A 22,386-nucleotide genomic window follows, 5' to 3' on the forward strand; every position below is an offset into this window, starting at 1 on the left:
GACAGCGGCTGGGACGAGCTGGTGTACCAGTTCGCCGACGCCCTGTGGAGCCCCCTGCGCCCCAACTACACCGCAAGCGAACTGGTGTGGTCCCAGTTCCTCGGAGCCAACGCAGCCGCCGACGCCGGACACATCCTGGAGATCGTCTGCCGTACCCGGCAGGGCTTCGGTGAAACCAACCTCGAACTCCACGAGGCCGCGATCGCCATCTGCGCCATCGCCGTACAGCGTGCCACCGAGGTGTGCGATCCGTGGCTGAAATCCGGCGCATTGGCCACTCTCCCGCGCGCACCTCAAGGCCGACGAATTCCCACGCCGCCCGCCCGGACCTGGAACGGGCGCTGGAGATCGCCGAGGACCCCAAGATCGCCGACGCCAAGCTCGCGGTACACCACCTACGGCTCGCGGCGAGCATGTTCGCTGGCATCAGCGACCACATCGGCCACGCCCGCACCGTCATGCACCTGGCGCGAGCCTCACCCTGAACGGGCAGGCCGCCGAGGCGCTGACCGAACTGACCGCGATCGAGCAAGCCGTGCACGACTACGGCTTGGTTGGCTACCTCGCCGACCTATACACCGTGCTGGGCGAAGTCCACGCCGCGCTAGGCAACACCGCCGAGGCCCGCCACCACTTCGGCAGGTCATCGACTGCTACACCGTAGCCGGCCCACTCCGGCTACGGCGACAAGCGGACTCTTGAGCCTGTTCTGAAGCTGATACGGAATGCCGCAGCGGTAACGGCGACGGATTGATGTGCGAGGTCAGGCAACGCCTGGCTCGCTATGTCCGGGCGACGAACGTTCCCCGGCCGAAGCGCGTGACGACTAAGCCGTCCTCCTTCAGCTTCAACAGCGCACGGCCGATCGTCCCGCGGGCTACGCCGTAAATCGAGGCCAGGGCCGACTCGCTCGGCAACCGCACACCTGGCGCCAACGCGCCGCTCTCGATGTCTGCGCGCAGGTCAGCAGCCACCTGTTCCCAGACGAAGTCCGGCCCGTCGTGATCAATGCGGTCTGCGCGATTGTCCCAGCTCACCTGCAGGAAAATACGCACTCCTATGCGCCTACCTTGCCATAGCGACGTCCATAGACGGACACAGACTCCTACAGACGTCCATAGGAGCCTATATTTTACCTGCAATAACGTGAGGAGGTAGAGTCATGAGAGAACCACAAGCGACGCCGCCACCCGCGCGTACCCACCGCGCGGCTCGGGAGGGGTTCACCGTGTCGCCCGCCGATGAACAGTGCCTCCGGATCGCCGACGCACTGCTGGATGACAACGTGGCACAAGCTGAGGTATACCTCTGGGCTGCGTGGCACCCCACCGCCGAGTTTCCCGACGAGGATTACTCTTCCGAAGAAAGGGCCTGGGCCACCGCCATCCGTACCCTTCGCCAGCCTGCTGCGCAGGACCTGGAGAGCGCGCTGGTACGGCTGGACCAGGCGATCTGCGCCGAAACGACACACCTTCTGCAGCACGACGACAGCGCCGCGCGCGACACACTGCGTTCCGTCGGCACCCACCTTCTCGCGCGGGGCCACACGATCCTCACCGTCACGGAGTCCCAGCCATGATCGTGCGACGACTCCGCCGATACGCCAGCCTCACCCGACGGCAATGGGAGGACATGATCGACGTTCTCTGCGAGATCACCATTGCCAGTCACGGCGCGCTCGAACACCTGCAACACCGGGGGCGCGGCATCCTCGAAATCGCCCGCCGACGGCGGCGCCCCCTACCACGAGCGCATGCCCTCGGCGCCGCCGAAACACTCTTCCGCCGCGAAGTACACGAAGCGATCGGCCTGCTGGCCACCTACATCGAGGACAGTGAGATTGACGAACACTACCTCAACGAAGTCGGCGCCGAAGTTCGCATCATCGCCGAACGCATGGAATGCTTTCCCCGCGAACCACTCCCGCCGCCACCATCCAACGACATCAGCGTCCAACTCACGCGCATCAACCACGCCGTCGACGCCGAAGCAGCCATGATCTACCAACTCAAAGACACCGGCCAACCCTCCGCCACGACCTACCTCCGGCGCAGGGGCCTCCACCTCCTCGAGCTCGGCATGCTCGAAACCGAACAAGCCGGCATCGACATCACCGCCATCCGCTCAGCCATCTCCACCGCCTTCAACATCCCCAACCAAACAAATAGCGAAAGTCGCGGCCTGTGCAGATGACCTGGATTTCGCAGGAAGTCACGGGCTGCTTCTTCGGCTAGCAAAGCGCGAACTTGCCTTCCGCGCCCCCATCGGACGCGCATCACAAGTCTGCGTCGTCGAGTCGGATATCAGCTGCCCAGGCCCGGCGGATCGATAACGCACGAGCGCGGGATTGCGAACACAGTTCGGTCCAAGGGCACGGTGATCGTCTCGATTGGCAACTCAGGCACCTCCTGACCTCAGCAGTGGCGCGGTCAGCTCGTGCAGCGGTGTGATCAGCGCCGGGTGGTCGCCGAGTTTTGTGGCCCGGTGCAGCAGCCGTGCCGCCACCCACAACAGGGCCCGCTGGCCGTCGTCGGTGTCCAGCACCGTGCCGAAGGTCCGCCAGACGCGGCGCGCCACGTCGGGGACGAGCAGGCTGTAGCAGTACAGCGAGGCCGCGTCGGTGCCCGCTGGGCCGCGCCCCCAGAATTCCCAATCGAGGATGCCGAGTTCGGGTGCCAGCAGGTTGTTCCAGTGGAGATCGTTGTGGATGGTCTCCCAGCGGCGAATGTGCAGGTCAACGCCGAGCGTGTCACGCACTCGCCGTGTGTCGATGCCGCGCGTGGCGTAGCGAGATGTCGACACTTGGCGCAAACGGTCCAGGCTGTGCGCAGGGACTCCCACCAATCATCCGACAGATCCAGCGGAGCCTGGAGAACATCTGTGGGCGAGCACGGATGCCCGCCTAGGACGGTCATGACGTCGGCGCGGACGCGTCGGTGCTGGTCAGCCGCCTCCCACTGGGTGGTGTCGAGCACGCGCGGTTTCGGTACCCCACGGATGATGTTGGCGTCGAGGTTGCCAGTCCAGAAGTCGCTGCCGTGATCCAGCCATCGGGTTTGCTCAGAGCCCACCCGCAACCAGCAGAGGCCGCCGGCGCCACGGGCGACGGCGACGACGGACCGCAGCCGCCAGCCGAAGGTCGGTAGCTCGACGAGGGTCAGCCCGAAGTGGGCGGCGGCGTGGTCGAGGTTGTCGCGCATCCACGCGCGAAACGCCTCGTCGGAACGCTCAACCTCGGTCATGGAGTGATATGCCGCAGGTAGAACGCGGGCTCGGCGAGGAACCGCCGCCACTGCGCCGTGAGGTCCAGGCCGTCCCACTTCGCCCGGCGTGTCCCGTGGTCGCCGATCTCGATGATGTCGGCACCTGCGCGCCGGAGTGTCCGAGGTCGTGCATGAGCGCCACGAGCTGGAGACACGAGGTGAACGACAGCGCCGCCTCGGGCTCGTCCATGAGATAGAGCCCGCCACCTTGGAACATTTCGGCGAACACGGTCAAAAAGCCCTCGCCGTGACTCATCTCGCTCGTGTCAGCCTCCCAGTGCCCGCTCATCCCGGACACGGCATTCATCAGCCCGAACGCGGTCTCGGCGCGCAGGAAGAACCCCTTCCGTTTGGTGCGCGGGCCTGACCGCATCCGGGCACCTTCGGGTGTGGTTTCGAGTTGCACGACCTCGCCGAGGGGTGTGCGAGGGCGGTCGTTGCCGTACTTGCGGCCGGCGCGCCCGCCGTAGGCGTCGAGTTTGAACGCCTCGGCAATGGCTTCCACGACAGTGGATTTCCCGGAGCCGTTCTCGCCGACCAGCATTGTCACCGGAGCGGTGAATTCGAGCCCATTGTCGGCCAGTTCAGCCACGCACGGCACCGTGTAGGGCCACGAGGTCAGGGCAGCGGGTCGCAGCCCCTCGGGGATGAACGCGCGTCGGACAGCATCCGCCTCTCCCTAATCCCTGTTCGTCAGCCATAGTCCGGTGCGCAAGCCCCAACCGGTCGGCAGTTGCCTGCTGGTCGGCACGCCGGGCTGCACGAGGGTCCGCATTGAGGGTCGCACATGGTCGGCACGCACATCGTCGCCGGCCGATCGGCGAACGCGGTGCGGAGCTCGTTGCTGACGTGGGCGGCTTTTTCGCTGGTCAACGCGGCGGCGAGGCTGCTCTCGCGCACATTGCCGATCGGAAGCCAGCGTGAGAACACGCACGGCCACACGATGCCGTCCGCCGCGACAGCGGCCGAGCCGCGACCGCATTGTCCGCAGAGCTGACCGACCGTGCCCGGCTGCCCGCGGCCGCCGCGCCCGACGTGCCGGAGCCGATCGCGGCCGATCTCAGGTACGCCGAGGTTCACCAGCTCCGCTGCCGCTTCGTTCACTCGCTGATTGTCGGCGAGGTCGATCAGCCCGGCGCGCAGCGGAATTCCGCTGCGCAGCGCCTTGCTGATGTTGGCACGTGTGCGGGCGAGCGAGGGGCGGCCAGTGATGGCAGCGTGCCGGTCAGGGTCGTCGGAGTAGTAGGAGGTCGCGAGGCTGACGCCAGGGCGGGAGAACACATGCCACAGCTCGTCGCTGATATGCACGAGGTTGGTGAACACCTCCACTTGCACATCATGGGCGAGCGCATGGTGCACCAACTCTGGCAACGCCGGGTGCAATGTGGGCTCGCCGCCGATCAACTGCACGGTCGTGACGCCCAGCTCCGCAGCTTGGTCGAGCACACCACGCCAGCCATCGGGCGTCATCGTGCCGTGGGTGCCCATCGGCGAGCTGCCTGCGTAACAGTGAGTGCACTCAAGCTGACAGCGGCCCGTGATCTCCAGCCACAGGAACGTCAACAGGTGACGGTCGCAGGTGACAGCGGTCAGCGCGGCATGGGCGTCATCGGCGTCAAGCACGTTCCAGCTAGCGGCATGCCGCGGAGAGGGTTGCGAACCGCGGACGACCAGTCGCCAAAGAGGTGCCACCTCGCCGCGACCCCTGCCAACGCCGCTGTGGCTGATTCTGCTCCGCAGTCGTGTGTAGAGAGATCGAGCGACGCGGCGAGCGCGCACGTCGGAGAGGCGGTAACAGATTCGAGGTCGCGTGCGGTCTCCAAGCCACCCATGACGGAGACGGCCTTCAGGTCATCTGTCATTCCGCTGATGACCACGCAAAGTGATACGGCTACGACAATGTGGTGAACTCGCGGGACAATGTGGCCTCGTGGCGTGTGCTCCGGCTTATCGTGGACGATCTGGATGCGACGGTCAAAGCGGTACGCGCGGGCTACGCCAATGGGGAGGTGAGTAGGCCCGGTCGTGACGACGTCGTCGTCACTCGGGCGGCCCAGCCAGGCTCGTCGATGCGAGCGGCTCGTCCCCAGGGTCAGTGGCCGAGGACGAGCCAGGCGAGCTGGGTGAGTCGATGCCTTCACAGGTCCTTGTTGCGCATGGCGAGCCTCCTCCCACAGATGGCGGACGGCCGAGTCTGGTAGCCCGAGCCGTCGCGAGCGGGCGCGGAACGAAAGCGGGACCAGTATGACGGCACATGCAACGGGTCGGCACGAGCAGTCGGCTGGCGATCAGCGCGCGGCATCGCGTTTACTACCGCTGCGATTCACGCTGTACTTTGTCGCAACCGTGTTGGCAGCTGGCGCGATCTGGGCGGTGGCAGCGTTAACTGAAACAATCCACGGTGCAGATGGCACTACGTTCGGCGTGCTCGTGGTGTCCGGCCTGGTGGCGGGCGAGCTCGCTGGGCAGATCGAGCGTCGGCGTCGGCGCTTCTCCGACACGCCACACGTGAATTTCAGCTCGGTATGGACGCTGGCTGCCGCGTTGCTGCTGCCCCTGGACTTGGTCTCGCTGGTCGCCGTGGTGCTGTATGCGCATCTCTGGGTACGAAGCTGGCGTGGCGTGACGGGCGTGCGTGCCTACCGCGTCGTGTTCAGCGTGGCCAACGTGATCGTGTCCTGCCAGGTGGCCCAGTGGTTCGCACGAGAGTTGGGCCTGTTCCCGCTCGGGTCGGAGCTGGCACTGACCGGAGTGCTGGCTCTGGCGGTGGTGGTCCTGGCGTATTTCGCGACCAACTCGATCATCGTCGGGATCGCGATCGCGCTGCTGCATCCTGGGCGTTCGCTGGCTGGTTTGACCGGGCCTGCGAGTGAGAACGTGCTCGAGCTGGCTACCTTGTGCTTCGGGACGGTGGCGGCGGTGCTGGTGAGCACCGAGCCGTGGCTGGTGGGGTTGCTGGTGCTGCCGCTGTACGCGTTGCACCGCAGCGTGCTGGTCACCCAGTTGGAGCGCGCGGCGACGCGGGACGGCAAGACCGGTCTGCTGAACGCGGCGAGTTGGCGCGCCCAAGCGGATGCCGAACTCGATCGCGCCAGACGCCACGACAGGGCCGTGGGCCTGCTCATGATCGATATCGACCGCTTCCGCACGATCAACGAGCGCTACGACCGGGGTATCGGCGACGAGGTGCTGGGCGCGGTGGGCGCGACGTTGCGCAAGGGCACCCGGCAGGAGGATCTGTGCGGCCGGCTGGGTGGCGAGGAGTTCGTGATCATGTTGCCCGGGGTGGCCGGGCAGGACCTGGTGCGCGTCGCCGACCGCCTCCGGCGCCGCATTGCGGAGACCACGATTGCCACTGGCGCGCCCCTGCCGCTGCAGGTGAGCGTGTCCATGGGGGCGGCGAGCTATCCGCGGGCCGGCTCGTCGGTGGAGGAGTTGCTGCTGGCGGCGGACAACGGGCTGTTCGCGGCCAAGGACGGGGGACGCAACCGGGTTGTGCTGGCCGGCTGACCCCGGAGTACGTGGTTAGGGTGGCGGTGCTCGGTATTCGCGTGCCCAGTCGACCAGGGATCGCAGGGCGCGGAGCAGGCTGCGTCCAGCCGGGGTGAGCCGGTACCAGACGGCGCCGAATCGGTCTCCTTCCGCTCGACGCTCGACGAGTCCCTCATCGTGCAGTCGTTGCAGGGTGGTCGTCAGGACCTTTTCGCTGAGGGGACGCGTGTGGGAGGCCCAGCCGATGCGTTCCTCGACCTCGTTCACCTCGGCCCGAAGCTCGCCGAACCGTCGTTCTCCCGGCGCCAGGGCAGCCAGTACGGCGACGGTCCAGTCGCCGTTGAGCACGGCGAGGGTGTCGCGCACCTGCTGGCGGTATGGCATGTCCCAATCGGCCACCCCGGTTGCGTATCACGATCAACACCGCGGGTTGACGACCCCCGGCGACCCGATCGGGTGGTGTACCGCAAGACCGTTTTCGAGGGCTGACCTGGTGTAGGTCGAACGGGTGAAGATTGCCCGACTAACCCTGGGGTAAGTCGGTACTTACCTTGCACTCAGTCGAGGTCCGCGCGCTACACGTAGATCAATCCGCCGCCGCGGATGGCGACAGAGGCGCGCAGAGGGGGGACTTGGCCATGGTTCATCGTCGACCGTTGATGACCGCACCCGATCCCGCTGCCGGGGTAGCGAGATGCATCTTCTATGGGTGTGGCGATGCCGGACGAGATGCTGGCGTCTGGGGAGGCGCAGCGGGCTGTGCTCAAGCTCTGATAGGCGCGTTGCTGAGCATGCCTGGCCGCTCAGTGATTCAGGTCTTTGCGTTTGCCTGGCCGCTACGCCGTGGCCAGGTGGCTCCCGGCAGGGATGACGGCGATGAGTGCACCCGCGACGAGGACAGGGCTCAATGCGAGAGTGCTGCGCTGGCGTGGCTGCCGAGCGGCTCGCCAGGTCAGGGTGATGTCGGCTGTGGAGAGTCATGTCAGGGCCGAGGCCCCGTGGTCGCGGGTGGCGACGGGGGCACCGGTGAGTCGGGTGCCGGTGCGCCGGTCTGGTGGTCGCGGCGTTGGTCACCGGCGTGCCGCGCGGGGGGTGTGTGGGATGTCGACGATGTTGTGGCTTATTGGGGTCGGAGTGCTGCTTGGTCCCGGGCTGGTCGCCGTTGCCGAACGCAGCCTGGGCTCTCGTCAGGGACCATGCAGTTCATGTGTGGTGGTGCTGGTTGCGGCGTCGGTGGGGTGTGCGGTGTTGTTCGCCGTGGGGTGGGCGCGGTTTGGACCGGGCCCGGTGGCAGTGGCGTGGTGCTGGGCGTGTGCGATGAGCTGCGTGCTGACGATCACCGACGTACGGTCTGGGCGTTTGCCGTTTCCGATCGTGGCCGCGATGACAGCCGGAGGCTTGGCGTGCTTGACGATGGCTGCGGCCGCCGAGAATCGCTGGACGAACTTGGGCTTCGCCTGCGGGGCGGCGCTAGGGGTGTTGGCCATGGCGGCAGCGGTGCAGGCGGTGGCACCGGAGCACACCGGCGGCGGGGACACCGCTCTGTACGGGGCGGTCGCGCTGTATCTGGGCTGGTTCGGCTGGAATGTCCTGGCGACCGGACTGCTGCTGGCTGCCGGCCTAACCGCGGTAGTCGCCATCGCGGTCGCGGTGGTCACGCACCAAGCGCGCGCCCGTTTTCCCGCCGGTCCTTCCGTGCTGGCTGGCGCCCTGCTGGGGATGTTGTTCGCGTAGCGAACCGATCGACGCTGAGCGTCGGCTCGCGCGGAGCGGACGGCTCTGCGAGTTCGACAGCGTGGGGGAATGCGTGATGGCTTGCTCGATCTGGCGCTCGTCGGCCTGGGGTGTCATCGTGGCGGTGGCGCTCGGCGCTTCGTTGCTGGTGTCCGGGTGCAGCGGCGAGAGGCCGTCCGCGCCACCGCCACTGGATTCGTCTGCGCCATCCCAGGGATCGCTGGCTCCGTCGGCGTCGCTGGATGCGGCGGCCGCGGTAGAGGCCGCGTACACCCAGTTCTGGCCGCGTTCGGCTCAGACGCCGCACAAGCCCGAGGACACCTGGCGTGACGCGATCGCCGCGATCGCCATTGAGCCGCAGCTGAGCGTCACGTTAGAGGCAATGCGCCGCAACAAGGCGGCCGGGTTCACCACCTACGGTGAGGTTGTCGTGCGTATCACTTCGGTCGAGGTGAGCGGCGACACGGCCAAGGTGGTCGACTGTCAGGACGCCTCCCGTGCGGGCCAGGCCGACGCGCGCACCGGTGACCCGAAGACCGTTGGCGTGCCTCGAATGCCGGTCACGGCGACGATGAAGCGCGATCAAGCTTCCGGGCAGTGGAAGGTGGCTCGACTGCGCTTTCCTGGGGGTGCGTGCTGATGCATCGTGGACTGCTCGCCATCCCCGCGTGTCTGGCTGCGGCCACGGGTGTGCTGGCGGCCAGCCCGTCGGCGGCGGCTGACGAACCTCACGATGATGGCCAGGTCGTCGTGACGCCGGTGGACCCGTATGGTCAGTACACGCCACCGCGGGTGGATCTGCGGGCGTTGTACTCGCGCGGCGAGGCGCCGATCCGCCGCGGCGGACCGCAGGCGACGTCGTCGCCCGGGAGCCTAGCGGGCACCGACGGGACCGGGACGGCCGACGCGTCGAGTGGTCTGCCGCCGGGCTGCTTCCTGGGTGGGTTCCCCGTTGGTGACGGCCCGGGAGGTATCCGGTCGGGCGGCAATGCGGTGGGGCTGCGGTGTCTGCCGTCCGTGCCGGCGGATGCCCCGCCGGGGGCGCAGGCTCCCGGCCCACCACCCTTGCCGACTCCGGCAGAGCTGGCCGCGAGAGCGTTCGAGCAGCTTCGTCTTCCTTTGCCGGTGCCGCGGCATTCGCCGGATGTGCGGTTGCCGGATGGGCGGGACGCCACGATCGTTGGGGAGAACACCTGGGTGTGGACCGACCGGAGCGTGTGGCATCCGGCGGTGCAGCGGGTGCAGGTGGGTCCCGTCTGGGCGGAGGTGACCGCGACGCCTGTGGCGATGTTGTTCAACTCCGGCACCGGCGGCTCGATGTCGTGTGCGGGTCCGGGCACGCCGTATGACCGGTCGTACGGGCTGCACGCTGCCAGCCCCGATTGCGGTTTTGTGTACACCCGCTCGTCGGTCGGGCAGCCGAACGACCAGGCCACGGCGGAGTGGGCGATCCAGTGGTCGGTGAGCTGGGTCGGCTCGGACGGCACCACGGAGGTCGGCGGGGACTTCCCGCAGATGAGTTCGCGGGCCGCGGCCACGTTCGCGGTGGCCGAGGTGCAGGCCCTGCGCGCGAACTGACGGACAGGACTTTGACAACCGCATTCTGCGACAGATTCGTTTCTCGCATTCTGCGGAAATAAAGGCAACAACATTTTTGGAATGGGGAAGGAGTTACCCCAGTGGGTACTGCTGTGTCTTTTTCCCGGCCGCCACAGCCGCGCAGCGGCGACTCGGGGCTCACCGGCCAGGGCGAGGAGGGCGATGGCCCGCGGGTGCCCCGGCGGCGCCGCTGGTGGCTGCTGGGCGTCGCGGTCGTGCTGGCCGCGGTGGTCGCGTACGGCAACCACGCGCTGATCGCGGGGCAGGACGAGCGGGTCGACGTGTTGGTGCTGACCCGCGACGTCGGGTGGGGCCAGCGGATCGGCGAAGGCGATCTCGGCGTAGCCAAGGCGGTCCCGGACCAGCGGCTGGCCTCCATCCCCGCCAGCGACCGAGCCGGGGTGGTCGGCCAGGTCGCGCGCTCGACGCTGCCTGCGGGCACCGTGCTCGCCCCCGGCCAGCTGTCCGCGCAGCCGGTTCCCGGGCCGGGCGAGCGCCTCGTCGGGCTGCCGGTGAAACCGGGGCACCTGCCCGCCCGCGGGTTGGCACCCGGCGACCTGGTCCAGGTGACCCCGGTCGCGGGAGGCACCGGAACCGATGCGAGCCAATCCACGGCGAGCACGGCCGGGCCGTTTCGCGCGCGGGTGCTCGGGGTTGGCCCGCCGGACTCCACCGGCGCGGTCACGGTCGATGTCCTGGTCGGCGCGGACACCGCGCAGGCCGCAAGCAGCGCCGCCGCGGGCCAGGTGGTCCTGGTCCAGCTCGGTCCCGGCGCCTAAAAGACGACTGCTGTCTGGAAGGGCGGTGAGGGTGTTGGCAATGATCACGATCGTCTCGGGCAAGGGGGCACCCGGCGCGACCACGACGTTGGCCGCGCTGGCGGCGGCCTGGCCCGTACCGGTGGTGTTGGCCGACTGCGACCCAGCCGGGGGCGACCTCGCAGCGGGCTGGCTGGGCCAGTGGGTCGTGGACGGCACGATCCGCACTGACCTCGGCGTGTTGTCGCACGCCACGGCGACCCGGCACGCGACGGCGGGCGACCCGGCCACGCTGCTCGACCACGTACAGCAGGTTCCTCCGGCCCGGCACGTCGGGCTGCTGGCCGGGTTGAGCGCGCCGGGCCAGCACGCCGCCGTCGGCACCGCCGGGTGGACGCGCCTGACCGCGGCGCTGGCCGCGTTCAAGACCACGTCCGGGCACCCGGCCGACGCGCTGGTCGACATCGGCCGCTACAGCACGCTCACCCCATGGCCGCTGCTGCTGGCCGCCGACCTCGTGCTGGTAGCGGTACGCCCGACCCAGCGGCACATCCTGGCCGCACGCCCGCTGCTGGCCGAGCTCGCCGAGCGGATCGTCCCGCACCGGCTCGGGTTGGCGGTCTGCGCGACGACTCCGGCGGGCAGCCGGGAAGTCCGCGCGGCGCTGGGCCGGGAGGCGGGCGTGCAGGTCGCTGCGGATGCGCGGGCGGCGGCGGTGTTCTCCGACGGCGCCGACGGCGGCACGCTGCCACGCCGGTCGCCGTTGCTGCGCAGCGTGCGCCGCGCGGCGCGCCGCCTGCACGGCACCTACCACCAGGACACCCCGGCGGAACTGCGCACACCGGCCGCACCGGGCTCGCCGGGCGTGCTCACCGGAGGAGCCCGATGACGTTGCCGCACAACGGGTACCGCCCCACCACCGGCCCCACGGCCCCGCGTCGCCCGCCCGACCTGTCGGCACCGTTCGCTGGTGCCCTGGGAACCGGGCCAGCAGCGCCGCCAGCGCCCACAGCACCGCCGGACGGGGCGACGGGCGGCTACCTGGACCCGCAGGCCGTGCGGGCGATCCGGGAGTCGGTCGCCGCCCGCCTGGAACAGGTCGCCGCCGGGGAAGCACATTTGGACTCGCCGCTGTCGGTCGAGGAGCAGCAAGCCCGGATGCGCGCCTACGTGGCCGAGGAAGTCACGGCCTGGGTACAACGTCGCGCCGCCGCGGGCCAGGCGCCGCTGCCAGTCGACGACGAACGGCGGCTCGTGCGCGCGGTGGTGGCCGCGCTGTCCGGGCTCGGCGCGTTGGAGGAGCTGCTGGAGCGCGAGGACGTGGAGAACATCCACGTCCACGGCTGCGACCACGTCTTCCTCGAACTCGCGGACGGCTCGATCGAACGGTGGCCGCATCCGGTCGCCGACACCGACGCCGAGCTGGTCGAGATGCTCGCGGCGATGTTCGCCCGCCAGGGCCAAACCAGCCGGGAGTTCAACGCCGGTCGCCCGATGGGGAACTTGCGGATTCCTGCCGGTGGCCCGCTCGGGGCGCGGGTGGCGGCGGTGATGGAGGTGTCCGACCGGCCGCGGGTGGCGATCCGCCGCCACCGCCTGGTCAACGTCGGCCTGGACGACCTGGTCGCGAACGGCACCCTCGACCCGCTGCTCGCCTCCTTCCTGCGTGCAGCCGTGCGCGCGGGCTGCAACACGGTCGTCTCCGGTGGCCCCGCTGCCGGGAAGACCACCATGTTGCGCGCGTTGTGCCGCGAGATCCCCGCCTTCGAGCACGTGGTCACCGTCGAGGAGGAGTACGAACTCGGCCTGCACATCGGCCCCCGGCCGTTGGTCACTCCGCTGGAAGCGCGCCCAGCGAACTCCGAGGGCATCGGCGAGATCACCCTAGACGACCTGCTCAAGCAGACGCTGCGGCACTCGCCGAGCCGCGTGATCGTCGGCGAAGTTCGCGCCGGAGAAGTCACCGCCATGCTCCGCGCGCTCGGGAACGGGGCGACCGGGGGCATGTGCACCCTGCACGCGATCTCCGCGTCGGCGGTGTTCGACCGGATCGGCGCGCTCGGGCAACTCGCCGATCCACCCCTGGCCATCGACGCAGCGCACCAATGGACCGCCTCGGCGATCGACCTCGTCGTGCACGTCGCCCGCACCGACCATCCCGGGCGCCGGGAGCGGTTCATTGCCGAAGTGATCGAGGTCGGCCCGGTCGGCGATTCCGGCCGCCCGGACACCACCCGGATCTTCGGCCCCCGCCCGGTGGACGGGCGCGCCGTGCCTGCCTACGCACCCAGCCGCGACCTGCTGGAGCGGCTGGAACGCCACGGCTTCGACCGCGCCGCGCTCGACGCCGCCGGTTCCGGCACCTGGCACACCGCTGGTTTCCCAGATGCAGGTCTGCGATGACGACCGTGTGGCCGTGGCTGCTCGGCCTGGCGGCGGTGCTGGCGGTGGCCTGCGCCGTGGCCGCGTTCCTGCCGCTCGCCGCGCGGCAGCCCGACGAGTCCGCTCGAGCAACCACGCCATGGGGGTTGCTTGCTTGGCGAGCAGTCGTCGCACGGGTTCCGCTGCGCCGGGTGTTGCTGGCCGTGGCCGCAGGCGCTGTGGTGTGGTGGGCCACCGGCTGGCCGGTCGCCGCGATCATCGCCGCCGCCGGAGTGATCACGGTGCCGATCCTGGCCCGCGGACACGACGCGCAGCGGCTCATTACCCGGCTCGACGCGTTGGCAAGCTGGGTGCGGCGCCTGGCCGACGTACTCGCCTCCGGCGCCGGTGGCCTGGAGCAGGCGATCGCCAGCTCCGCGCGCACCGCACCCGAGGCGCTCGCCACGGAAGTGGAGACCCTGGCGGTGCGGCTGCGCACCCGCGGCCTGGAGCAGGCGTTGCGCGCGTTCGCCGAGGACGTCGGTGACGAGGCCGCTGACGAGGTGGTCCTTGCGCTGATCTTGCGCTCGCGGGCGGGCGGGCGTGGCCTGGTCGACATCCTCGACGCCAAAGCCACCGCTCTGGAACGGGAAGTGGTGGCGCGCCGGGACATCGAAGCCGACCGCGCCAAACCCCGCACCGACGTTCGCGCGATCCTCGGCATCACCGCCGTCCTGTTGGCCGGGCTGGTGTTCTTCGCCCACGAGTTCCTCACCCCGTTCAACGATGTGCTGGGTCAGCTGGTGATGGCCGGGATCGGCGGACTCCTGGGCGCGGCCGGGTGGTGGATGCACCTCCTGACCCGAACTCGCCGCCCGGCGCGGCTGCTCGGCGCGGCCTCGCGCACCCCGGTGGGGGCACCGAAACCGACGCGGAAGGCGGCCGTGGTCGCCCCGGCCGGGGAGGGGGTGCCGCGATGAGCCCCGGCTTCACCGCTGCGGTGCTGGGCGCGCTCGCAGGGCTCGCGGTCGTGTGCGTGATCCTGGCTCTGGTACGCCCGGCCCCGGTCAACCTGGCCGCCGCGGTCGCCGAGCTGGACGACCGCACCGCTCGCCGCGCCGACGGCGCTCCGCCAAGGGGCCGGTGGGCGACGCGGCTGGAGCACCTCGCCGGCTACTCGGCTCGGTCATCGAGCCGCTGGTGGGGCATCCCCACCGCCGACCTCGACGTACTCGACCACACGCCCGAACGCTATGTCGCCCGCCGCCTGGCCTGGGCCGCAGGCGCCACCGCGGCCGTTCTCACGGTGACGGGGCTGGCGTGGTTCGCCCGGCTCGGCTTTCCCACCACCGTGGTGGTGCTGGCCGCCGTGATCGCAGCCGTGGCGGGATCGGTGGTGCCGGTCCTGGCCGTGCGCGAGGACGCCACCCGGGCACGGGAGGAGTTCCGCCGCGCGACTGCGGCCTACCTCGACCTCGTGGCCCAGGAACGAGCCACCGGCCGTGCGCCGAGTCAAGCGCTAGGCGAAGCCGCCGCGGTCGGCGATTCCTGGGTGTTCGCCCGGATCAGCCGCACGCTCGGCCGCGCGATGCGCGCCGGGCACACCCCCTGGGTTGCCTTGTCCCGGTTGGGAAAGCGGATGGGCGTGGTCGAACTCGCCGACCTGGCCGACATCCTCGCCACCGCCGCCGACGGCGCCGCCATCTACAGCACGCTGATCGCCAAAGCGAGCGCGCTGCGCTCCGCAGCCCTGGCCGCGGACAAGGCCGACGCCAACGCCCGCTCCCAACGCCTCGCGCTTCCGGTGGCGCTGCTGCTGGTCGCGTTCCTCCTGCTGGTCATGTACCCGGCCATGATCCGGTTGATTGCCGGAGGCGCCTAACAAAACCTCTGGGTTCAAAACCGCTGCGGGACAACAGAACCGCAGGTGACGTGAAGGGAGTTGAACACCGATGCCGAAGACAGTCCGCAGCATCCACACCAGAGTCCGGTGGCGCTACGGGCAGCTCGTTGGGGTCCTCACCGGTCTGGCGGTGGCGCTGGTCACCACCGTGGAGAACCGGTGGGCACAGGCACGGGCGTCCGGTGATCGCGGTTCGGAGTCGGTGGAAAAGGCCGTGCTCGTCGCTATCGGTCTGGCCGTGGTGCTCGGGCTCGCGTTCGCCATCCGCGCCGTGGTGCAGAAATACCAAGGCCAGCTCCAGTGATCAGCGCGACCGGACTGCGCTGCGCCGGTGGCTGGCGTGCAGGAGTCAACGAAGGGAGCGACCAGGATGGCGACGACCGAAGAGATCGAACGCCGGGTTGAACAGGCCGACGCCGCTCGTAGCGCGAAACGCTCAGCCGTCGCGAAACGGGTCGGGGAACTCGCCCAGCAAAGGGCCTCGATCGCGGAACAGCTCAGCGACATCGAGCGTGAGCTCGGGGACGTGCTTGCCGAATCCACGGACGTCATGGAGATCGCCGAGCTGGCGCGCTTCACCGACATCCCGGCGGCTGACCTCAACCGGTGGCTGGGCAGTCGGAAGGCGACTCGCTCCAAGCGGAAGAAGCCTGCCGGGCGCGCGTCGAGCACGAAGAGCGCCGCGACCCCGGCATCGTCCACACGAGACACACCAGCGGCGGACGCGCCATCCACCCGACGCAAACCTCCCGCGCCGGGCGACGACACGGCGAACGCGTCCGACCCGGTGACCACGGAGGTCGGCTGATGCTATCCCGCGGCCTGGGCAACGACACCGGCTCGGAGTCGGTGGGACTGGCCTTGCTGTTCCCAGTCGTGCTGCTGCTGATCCTGTCGGCGGTGCAGGGCGGGTTATGGTGGTACGCGCACGCCGTCGCCAGCCAGGCAGCCCAAGCCGGAGTCGACGCTGGTCGTCCGGTCGGCGCCACGAACACCACGGCGGTCCAGTCGGCGCGTTCGTTCGCTGCCCGAGCGGGAAGTGGCGTGCTTGCCGCCCCCGAGGCGCAGGCCGTAGTCACCGCGGACAACGTGCAGGTCACTGTGTCGGGGTCTGCTCCACGTTTGCTGCCCATGCCGGGCCTAGACATCGAGATCTCCGCCACCGCGCGGGCCGTGAAGGAGCGCTTCACCGTGCCCCTGGCCGCCGGAGGTGGCTCATGAGCCGCAACACCCGACTCCGTCGACATGGTCTGCGGTCGCGGTGGTGGGGTGATGCGGGTTCGGTCAGCGTCGAGGCCGCGGTGCTCGTGCCTGCCGTGCTCTTCGTCGGGCTGCTGATCGTCGCAGGTGCCCGCACCTCCTCGGCGCAGCAGGCGGTCGACAATGCCGCCACCGCCGCGGCGCGGGCCGCCTCGATCGCCCGCGGCCCGGCTGCGGCGCAACAGGCCGGGGCGGCGGTGGCCCGGGAACGGTTGGCGCGCGAGGGCATCACCTGCCGCGAGTCCAGCGTGGCGATCGACGCCAGCCAGATCACGGTCGGCCGCGCCGGGTACGTCCGAGCCAGCGTCACGTGTCGCGTTCCGCTCGGCGATCTTGCTTTGCCCGTCCCGAACGGAACCCGAACGATCACCGGTGCCTTCACCAGCCCGGTCGACCCGTATCGAGGCATCCCATGACCTCCCGAGCAACGACGGCACCAACACCGCCGCGGGATGCCGGGTCCGTGAGCGTGATGGTCGCCGTCCTGGTGCCCGCGCTGCTGCTCGTGCTCGCCTTAGTCGTAGACGGCTCCGCGCGGCTGCGGGCGATCGCCCGCGCCGACGCGCTGGCCGCCGAAGCCGCCCGCGCGGCCAACACCGCGGTGGACACCCGCAGCCCCGCGGTCAGCATCGACACGACGACCGCAGCGCGCACTGCCGCCGACTACCTCGCTCGTGCCGGGTATCCCGGTCAGGTCAGCGTCGCCGGACCGCGCGCGGTCCGCGTGACCGTCACCGTCGTCGAGCCCACCCCCATCGGGTTGCTCGGCGGTACCGCCGAGGCGACGGGCACCGCGTTGGCCGAACTCGGCGTCGGCACCCGGACCGGTGACCTGCCATGACCGCCGCACCAGCACAGCGGATTCGCGGGGCACTCGCCGCGCTGGCCTTGCTTGCCTTCATTGCCGGGATACCGTGCGGACTTCTCGCGCTTGGCGCCGACCCGGCCCGCCTGTTTCCCGACCATTGGCCCGACCCGGCTCCGATCGGTCAATGGCCCGAACGGATCTGGAACGCGTTGCGGTGGGCGTGGCTGACCGGCGACCTCGTGCTCTGGCTGGTCGTGGCGGTGGCGTGGGCCGGCTGGTTCTTGCTGACTCTTTCCGTCGTGGTCGAGGTGATTCGCCAGACGGGGCACGGTGTCCGTACCGCCCGCGGTCTGCTGCGCCGGGTGCCGCGTGGCCGATGGATCGCCGGACTGGTGGCCGCCGTTCTCGTGGCCACCTCCGCCGGTACCGCAGGGGCATCGACAGCCCCGGCAACACCGGTTGCGGCCACCGCGCCGCCATGGCCCCACGAACATCCCGTCACGGCAGCCCGGGTCTCCGCAACGGACACCGCGACCGACCAGACTGCGGTGACGGTCGGCGCCCCAAGCACGTCGTCTCCCGCAGCGGCGGGAACAGACGACGCCGTGCCCTACACGGTGGTCCACGGCGACACCTTGTGGGACTTGGCCGAACGCCACCTCGGCCGTGGCACCCGCTACCACGAGATCGTGCGGCTCAACCCCGGCCTGCTCGCCGACAGCCCCGGCGACCTGGAACCGGGATGGACGCTGCTGTTGCCACCGGACGCCGTCGCCTTGCCCCATCCCGCGGACATCGCCACAGCGAGCGGGCGCACCGTCACCGTCGAGCCCACCGACACGCTCTCGGCCATCGCGGAACGCGAACTCGGCGACCCAGACGCCTGGCGCGCGATCTTCGACCTCAACGCCGGCCGCACCCAACCCGACGGCCGCGCGCTGCGCCACCCCGACCAGATCCTACCCGGCTGGCACCTCGTCCTGCCCGCCCAAGCGGCACCACCACCCGCGCAGCCACCAGAGCAGCCCGCGACGCCACCGAACAGCCCGGCACCCGCTCACGCCCCAGAAGGCCCGGCTACCTCCGCCGAGCAGCCCGCCCCGCCGCACGCACCTCGAGGAGAACAGCCGGACATGCCCGAGGCACAACCCGGAACCGGTATCGCACTGCCGACCGGTGCGTTCGTCGGCCTCGGACTGGCTGCCCTGATCACCCTCGCGATGATCACCGTCCGACTCCGGCGCCGCCGCTGGTACCACCCCGGCGCACGCGACGACGCTGACCCTGCCGGCCTCCCGGTCGTCCGCGCACTGCGCATCGCCCACGACACCACCGCGCCCCAGCCGGTCGACGACAACCCGGCCGCTGCGCCCGCACCACCTGGACATCCACGACCGGCCGACATCCACGCCCGCGACCGAGCCCAGGCCACGGTCCGTGCTGTGCTCCCGGCACCCCAGGACACCTCGCTCGGCGTACGCGACGGGCACGCCATCGCGCTCGACCTCGCCAGCACGCGAGGACTGGGACTCACCGGTCCCGGTGCCCACGCCGCCGCACGGGCCTTGATCACGACCCTGCTCGCGCAGGCCACCAGCGATGACCTCGACGCCATGATCGTGATGCCCGCCGACGACGCCCGCGCGCTCTTCGGACACGACCTGCCGGATCCCGTCCCGGACCGGCTCCTCGTCGTTGACGACCTGCCCGCAGCGCTGGCGACGTTGGAGGCCGAACTGGTCGCCCGCACCGACACCGGCGACCTCGCGCGGGACGACCCACCAGCGAACACAGCGTTTTCGAGCGGCGACACCGGACCTGCCGTGGTGGTAGCCACGCCCACCGCGGACACGAACCGGCGTGCGCACGCCGTCCTCGACAACGGCGCGCACCTCGGTCTGGCTGGCGTGTTCCTCGGCCCCTGGCACCCCGGCGGCACCGTGCGCGTGCGCGACGACGGCACCGTCGAAGCGACCAGCCCCACCCTGAGCGATGACTTGGCCGGCACCCGACTGTTCACCTTGCCGGACGCCGACGCCCGTGACCTGCTCGCACTCCTGCACGCGGCCGAGCCCGGCAGCGACGACCCGATCCGAGACCGCACCGGCGCCAGCAGCGCCGTGGAAACGGGCACACAGCGGCAAAGCCGGGCCGAGAACACGACGGCGAGTCCCGAGCCACCCGTCTTCGAGTACGAGTTCGCTACCGAACCCGACGCCGCAGCCGTGACCCCACCGACGGAGACCGCCAGCGACAACCGCGGCGAGCACCCCACGACCGGACCGTCCGGACCGGCTGAATCAGAAACGACCGAGCCATCCCCGACGGAGGTCAGCAACCACCCACGCCCCTCGGCCGCCCGGCGCGACGACAACCCAACGACCGAGCCGCGCCCGGCCACAGAACCAGCCCCGGCCCCGCCACTGCACCTGCAGGTGCTCGGCCGGCTGCACCTGACCAGAGCGTATCCCGAACCCCGTGACCTCATCGACGTCCTCGCTCCGCGGCAACGCGAGATCCTGGTCTACCTGGCGCTACACCGTGACGGGTGCCGACGCGAAACCCTCAGCGCCGCGCTCTGGCCGGACGCGCCCGGCGAACGTCCCTACAACAGCTTCCACGCGACCCTGTCCCAGCTACGCCGCGGCCTTCGCCGGGCAAGCAACGACGACACCCTCGACATCATCGTCAACCAGGACAGCCACTACCGGCTCGACCAGACGATCCTGACCGCCGACCTCTGGCGGCTCCAGGACGCCATCACCGCCAGCCGCCAAGCCCCGGCAACAGAGGCTGTCGCGGCGGCGAATCGCGTCACCGAGCTGTACCGCGGAGACCTCGCCGAAGGCATCACCGCGGACTGGATCGACGGGCCCCGCGAAGCCCTCCGCCGCGATGTCCTCGACGCGCTCAGCACCCTGATCCGCAAGATCAGAACCGACAGCCCCGAACAGGCACTCGCTCTGCTGGAACAAGCCCGCCACCTTGACCCCTACAACGAGGCGATCTACCGCGACCTCATGCGTCTGCAGGCGCGCCTGGGCCAGCACGACAGCATCCCACGCACCCTGCACCTGCTCACCACATCGCTGGCCGATCTCGACCAACGCCCCGCCCCGAGCACCCTCAGCCTCGCGGACGCCCTACAACAGCCGAGAAATCACATATCCAACCGGCAGGCCAGCTAAACGAACCCAGCGCCTAACGCAGGAAGTAGACGCGAATCTCATAGCGATCCGCCAGTTTCCTGAGGCTGTCCAACACGAGCCAACGTCGTTATACTGGGTTAATTCCTCGCGGATACGTTGAACGCCGGGATGTGAACTTATTCGCGTGATTCCGGGAAGCGGCGGTGGCGGCCCGCGGAGGCGAGCTGCAGCACGGCCCGAGGCCAGTACTCTGCCGCGTGTACAACCGGCATGGAGTCGGCGGCGAGCCCGTAGACCTCTCGCCCGTCCACCTTCCTCTCGACCTTCCTTTCCGTCTTCCTTTCCGGGCTCCCACTAGAGAGGAAGGGGCGCGTCAAAGCCTTGTTGCAGGCCAACGCTGGGCAACCCCTTCCTCCGTGTTCCCCGACTTCGGTGCCGGCAGGCACGTGAACAGTCGGCTTGGGTGGTGTGTTGGCTATCTGATGCTCGCACTGCCTTCCGTCCGCAAGTCCCGTTCTGCTGTAGCCAGCTTCTTCTTCATTCTCCTTCGCCACAGCTTCCCTTCCATTCTTTCTTCTTTTTGATCCTAAGTGACTGCATGGCTCTTTCCGCCTTCTCCTTGCCCGCAAGATAAAACCTAACGATACAGAAACATGACTCATAGATGTTGACAACCATATAAACGGCGTGGCTGCAAGTGGTGTGATTCAAAAACCGCAAGATATCCAAAGAGAAATTCGTACTGAATCCAAGCTGTGCGGGTCGCGGGCGCGGGCGCTGGCTGCCGCTGTGCGGGTCGCGGGCGCGGGCGCTGGCTGCCGCTGTGCGGGTCGCGGGCGCGGGCGCTGGCTGCCGCTGTGCGGGTCGCGGGCGCGGGCGCTGGCTGCCGCTGTGCGGGTCGCGGGCGCGGGCGCTGGCTGCCGCTGTGCGGGTCGCGGGCGCGGGCGCTGGCTGCCGCTGTGCGGGTCGCGGGCGCGGGCGCTGGCTGCCGCTGTGCGGGTCGCGGGCGCGGGCGCTGGCTGCCGCTGTGCGGGTCGGTCTCTTCCTCTGCGTCTTCCCAGCTCAAGGGCCCAACCGGCCCTGAGCGGCGAGGTCGACGCCGAAGGTAACGGCGAGATAACGGAACCCGGCTGGAGCTTGAAAGTGTCTAGGCAGTGCGTCAACCTAGACATGTAACCGAGACAGACCGGAGGGGATGAGACAGAGAAGGGCGTGAGGACCGGGACACGGCGTCCCGCGAGCGATCTCCTTCCTTTCTTCTCCTCAAAGGATTGGCCGTTACGAACCATAAGACCCGCATAGCGCGGGCAGCGGCTTGGGCCGCGCGGACAGCAGCGAAACCGTGCAGGGCAGTAGTGGGGAACGACGCGTAGCCAAACGCGCATTTCTAGTCTGAGATGCGTAGTAACTGCGCTTGCAGCCCCGTTATGTGAATCCCTTGCTATAGAGCGGAGTAGCGCGCATAAAGGCATGCCTGCCACAGGTGTGTCCCCAAGATAACTACATGGTGGTCTAGCACCGAAAAACGTCACAACGTGTGGGCGTCCGGATTGTGTAAAGCGGTTGCCGACATTGAACGACACTCTCTCAAGCGCGTCGCGCCTTTTCTGTTCATAGCACGCTATGTCTTACGGGCATGGTTCCCTGCGTTGTGCACTAGACATAACGGCTTCCCTTTTAGGGAGGTTCAGGGAATGCGCTACCGGCCGACCGGGCGCTATCGCTTGCGTTTACGCATCGCACGGACATAGAAGATGATCCCCTTTGCGTGAATCGCACCCGACGCGTCCACATTTCGGCCCGTACCAGTTCGCAACTGGCCTGAACCGCCAAACGACACGCAACTACAACATCATTGGAGGTTCTGTCATGACGCGTAAAGACTTCAAAGAAATTGCCGATTCCGTACGTCGGGAAGTTGTCGCCGACGACGAACGAAAAGCGCTCGCCGACGCCTTGTGCACGTACTTCAAATCGGTAAACCCCCGATTCGACCGCGACCGTTTCTTTGCCGCATGCGGTCTGTGACTCGCACTAATCCGCACCCGCTGGGAGTGTC

At 69.1% G+C, this 22,386-nt stretch carries 24 protein-coding genes; 19 read left to right on the forward strand and 5 right to left on the reverse strand.

Features of this window, described 5'->3' with window-relative positions; all coding sequences use genetic code 11:
• Positions 1-251: 251 nt before the first annotated feature.
• Positions 252-485 carry a hypothetical protein gene (locus BA062_RS37490; protein WP_110343891.1) on the forward strand — a complete coding sequence of 78 codons (234 nt, stop codon included), beginning with the start codon at positions 252-254 and terminating at the stop codon, positions 483-485.
• A 297-nt stretch (positions 486-782) separates the two neighbouring features.
• Here BA062_RS37490 and BA062_RS37495 read toward each other — a convergent pair whose 3' ends face one another.
• Positions 783-1,055, reverse strand: a complete 273-nt coding sequence (locus BA062_RS37495; protein WP_158303191.1) for a GntR family transcriptional regulator — start codon at positions 1,053-1,055, stop codon at positions 783-785.
• 173 nt (positions 1,056-1,228) lie between these two features.
• Here BA062_RS37495 and BA062_RS37500 point away from each other — a divergent pair, with 173 nt between their 5' ends.
• Both BA062_RS37500 and BA062_RS37505 read left to right on the forward strand, forming a co-directional pair.
• Positions 1,229-1,579 carry a hypothetical protein gene (locus tag BA062_RS37500; RefSeq protein ID WP_110343893.1) on the forward strand — a complete coding sequence of 117 codons (351 nt, stop codon included), beginning with the start codon at positions 1,229-1,231 and terminating at the stop codon, positions 1,577-1,579.
• A gap of 53 nt (positions 1,580-1,632) precedes the next feature.
• Entirely contained in the window at positions 1,633-2,193 is a 561-nt protein-coding gene (locus BA062_RS37505; protein WP_110343894.1) for a hypothetical protein, read from the forward strand.
• 204 nt (positions 2,194-2,397) lie between these two features.
• Here the strand turns inward: BA062_RS37505 and BA062_RS40865 are convergent, their stop codons facing one another.
• From BA062_RS40865 to BA062_RS37520, 3 genes are all read right to left on the reverse strand, one after another.
• Entirely contained in the window at positions 2,398-2,757 is a 360-nt protein-coding gene (locus tag BA062_RS40865) for a phosphotransferase (protein WP_245960223.1), read from the reverse strand.
• 471 nt (positions 2,758-3,228) lie between these two features.
• A complete protein-coding gene (locus BA062_RS37515) occupies positions 3,229-3,855 on the reverse strand; it encodes an AAA family ATPase (RefSeq protein ID WP_228714202.1) in 627 nt (208 codons plus the stop codon).
• Positions 3,856-3,956: 101 nt separating this feature from the next.
• Entirely contained in the window at positions 3,957-4,886 is a 930-nt protein-coding gene (locus BA062_RS37520; RefSeq protein WP_228714203.1) for a radical SAM/SPASM domain-containing protein, read from the reverse strand.
• Between the two features lie 801 nt (positions 4,887-5,687).
• Here BA062_RS37520 and BA062_RS37525 point away from each other — a divergent pair.
• Entirely contained in the window at positions 5,688-6,773 is a 1,086-nt protein-coding gene (locus BA062_RS37525; RefSeq protein ID WP_168214200.1) for a GGDEF domain-containing protein, read from the forward strand.
• 15 nt (positions 6,774-6,788) lie between these two features.
• On the opposite strand, the gene BA062_RS37530 is transcribed toward BA062_RS37525, so the two are convergent.
• Positions 6,789-7,121: a winged helix-turn-helix transcriptional regulator gene (locus BA062_RS37530; protein WP_168214201.1), complete on the reverse strand. Its 333-nt coding sequence runs from the start codon at positions 7,119-7,121 to the stop codon at positions 6,789-6,791.
• 960 nt (positions 7,122-8,081) lie between these two features.
• Between BA062_RS37530 and BA062_RS40870 the strand changes: the two genes are divergently transcribed.
• The 15 genes from BA062_RS40870 to BA062_RS40075 all read left to right on the forward strand — a co-directional run bounded on the left by BA062_RS40870 (position 8,082) and on the right by BA062_RS40075 (position 22,355).
• Positions 8,082-8,489, forward strand: coding sequence for an A24 family peptidase (locus BA062_RS40870; RefSeq protein ID WP_245960224.1), 408 nt, complete (start codon positions 8,082-8,084; stop codon positions 8,487-8,489).
• 118 nt (positions 8,490-8,607) lie between these two features.
• Entirely contained in the window at positions 8,608-9,129 is a 522-nt protein-coding gene (locus BA062_RS37540) for a hypothetical protein (RefSeq protein WP_137096687.1), read from the forward strand.
• A complete protein-coding gene (locus BA062_RS40875; protein WP_245960225.1) occupies positions 9,129-10,067 on the forward strand; it encodes a hypothetical protein in 939 nt (312 codons plus the stop codon). The genes BA062_RS37540 and BA062_RS40875 overlap by 1 nt, the downstream gene beginning before the upstream one ends.
• Before the next feature lie 101 nt (positions 10,068-10,168).
• Positions 10,169-10,867: an SAF domain-containing protein gene (locus BA062_RS37550; RefSeq protein WP_110343899.1), complete on the forward strand. Its 699-nt coding sequence runs from the start codon at positions 10,169-10,171 to the stop codon at positions 10,865-10,867.
• Positions 10,868-10,907: 40 nt separating this feature from the next.
• Positions 10,908-11,735: a hypothetical protein gene (locus BA062_RS37555; protein WP_110343900.1), complete on the forward strand. Its 828-nt coding sequence runs from the start codon at positions 10,908-10,910 to the stop codon at positions 11,733-11,735.
• Entirely contained in the window at positions 11,732-13,249 is a 1,518-nt protein-coding gene (locus tag BA062_RS37560; protein WP_110343901.1) for a TadA family conjugal transfer-associated ATPase, read from the forward strand. Before BA062_RS37555 ends, BA062_RS37560 begins: the two co-directional genes overlap by 4 nt.
• On the forward strand, positions 13,246-14,187 hold the full coding sequence (locus BA062_RS37565) for a type II secretion system F family protein (protein ID WP_110343902.1): 942 nt from the start codon (positions 13,246-13,248) through the stop codon (positions 14,185-14,187). Before BA062_RS37560 ends, BA062_RS37565 begins: the two co-directional genes overlap by 4 nt.
• Positions 14,184-15,089 (forward strand): type II secretion system F family protein, encoded by a 906-nt coding sequence (locus tag BA062_RS37570; RefSeq protein ID WP_110343903.1) that lies wholly within the window; start codon positions 14,184-14,186, stop codon positions 15,087-15,089. Before BA062_RS37565 ends, BA062_RS37570 begins: the two co-directional genes overlap by 4 nt.
• Positions 15,090-15,159: 70 nt before the next feature.
• Positions 15,160-15,414, forward strand: a complete 255-nt coding sequence (locus BA062_RS37575) for a hypothetical protein (protein WP_110343904.1) — start codon at positions 15,160-15,162, stop codon at positions 15,412-15,414.
• Between the two features lie 66 nt (positions 15,415-15,480).
• Positions 15,481-15,918 carry a hypothetical protein gene (locus BA062_RS37580; RefSeq protein WP_110343905.1) on the forward strand — a complete coding sequence of 146 codons (438 nt, stop codon included), beginning with the start codon at positions 15,481-15,483 and terminating at the stop codon, positions 15,916-15,918.
• Positions 15,918-16,331 carry a TadE/TadG family type IV pilus assembly protein gene (locus BA062_RS37585; RefSeq protein ID WP_110343906.1) on the forward strand — a complete coding sequence of 138 codons (414 nt, stop codon included), beginning with the start codon at positions 15,918-15,920 and terminating at the stop codon, positions 16,329-16,331. The genes BA062_RS37580 and BA062_RS37585 overlap by 1 nt, the downstream gene beginning before the upstream one ends.
• On the forward strand, positions 16,328-16,786 hold the full coding sequence (locus BA062_RS37590; RefSeq protein WP_110343907.1) for a TadE family protein: 459 nt from the start codon (positions 16,328-16,330) through the stop codon (positions 16,784-16,786). Before BA062_RS37585 ends, BA062_RS37590 begins: the two co-directional genes overlap by 4 nt.
• A 56-nt stretch (positions 16,787-16,842) precedes the next feature.
• Positions 16,843-17,211 (forward strand): hypothetical protein, encoded by a 369-nt coding sequence (locus BA062_RS37595; RefSeq protein WP_228714211.1) that lies wholly within the window; start codon positions 16,843-16,845, stop codon positions 17,209-17,211.
• Complete coding sequence (locus BA062_RS37600; RefSeq protein WP_110343909.1) at positions 17,208-20,366, forward strand: BTAD domain-containing putative transcriptional regulator; 3,159 nt, start codon at positions 17,208-17,210, stop codon at positions 20,364-20,366. The genes BA062_RS37595 and BA062_RS37600 overlap by 4 nt, the downstream gene beginning before the upstream one ends.
• A gap of 1,830 nt (positions 20,367-22,196) precedes the next feature.
• The gene (locus BA062_RS40075; protein WP_158303192.1) at positions 22,197-22,355 is read left to right on the forward strand and encodes a hypothetical protein; all 159 of its coding nucleotides are present in this window, start codon (positions 22,197-22,199) and stop codon (positions 22,353-22,355) included.
• Positions 22,356-22,386: the final 31 nt, after the last annotated feature.

It is taken from the genome of Prauserella flavalba, assembly GCF_003202235.1.
Classification (GTDB): Bacteria; Actinomycetota; Actinomycetes; order Mycobacteriales; family Pseudonocardiaceae; genus Prauserella_A; species Prauserella_A flavalba.

Excerpts from the sequence above, each read along its gene's own strand:
- BA062_RS37505 (WP_110343894.1), top strand. The coding sequence starts at position 1,633 with ATGATCGACGTTCTCTGCGAGATCACCATTGCCAGTCACGGCGCGCTC.
- BA062_RS40875 (WP_245960225.1), top strand. The coding sequence starts at position 9,129 with ATGCATCGTGGACTGCTCGCCATCCCCGCGTGTCTGGCTGCGGCCACG.
- BA062_RS37555 (WP_110343900.1), top strand. The coding sequence starts at position 10,908 with ATGATCACGATCGTCTCGGGCAAGGGGGCACCCGGCGCGACCACGACG.
- BA062_RS37560 (WP_110343901.1), top strand. The coding sequence starts at position 11,732 with ATGACGTTGCCGCACAACGGGTACCGCCCCACCACCGGCCCCACGGCC.
- BA062_RS37565 (WP_110343902.1), top strand. The coding sequence starts at position 13,246 with ATGACGACCGTGTGGCCGTGGCTGCTCGGCCTGGCGGCGGTGCTGGCG.
- BA062_RS37570 (WP_110343903.1), top strand. The coding sequence starts at position 14,184 with ATGAGCCCCGGCTTCACCGCTGCGGTGCTGGGCGCGCTCGCAGGGCTC.
- BA062_RS37575 (WP_110343904.1), top strand. The coding sequence starts at position 15,160 with ATGCCGAAGACAGTCCGCAGCATCCACACCAGAGTCCGGTGGCGCTAC.
- BA062_RS37580 (WP_110343905.1), top strand. The coding sequence starts at position 15,481 with ATGGCGACGACCGAAGAGATCGAACGCCGGGTTGAACAGGCCGACGCC.
- BA062_RS37585 (WP_110343906.1), top strand. The coding sequence starts at position 15,918 with ATGCTATCCCGCGGCCTGGGCAACGACACCGGCTCGGAGTCGGTGGGA.
- BA062_RS37590 (WP_110343907.1), top strand. The coding sequence starts at position 16,328 with ATGAGCCGCAACACCCGACTCCGTCGACATGGTCTGCGGTCGCGGTGG.
- BA062_RS37595 (WP_228714211.1), top strand. The coding sequence starts at position 16,843 with ATGGTCGCCGTCCTGGTGCCCGCGCTGCTGCTCGTGCTCGCCTTAGTC.
- BA062_RS37600 (WP_110343909.1), top strand. The coding sequence starts at position 17,208 with ATGACCGCCGCACCAGCACAGCGGATTCGCGGGGCACTCGCCGCGCTG.
- BA062_RS40075 (WP_158303192.1), top strand. The coding sequence starts at position 22,197 with ATGACGCGTAAAGACTTCAAAGAAATTGCCGATTCCGTACGTCGGGAA.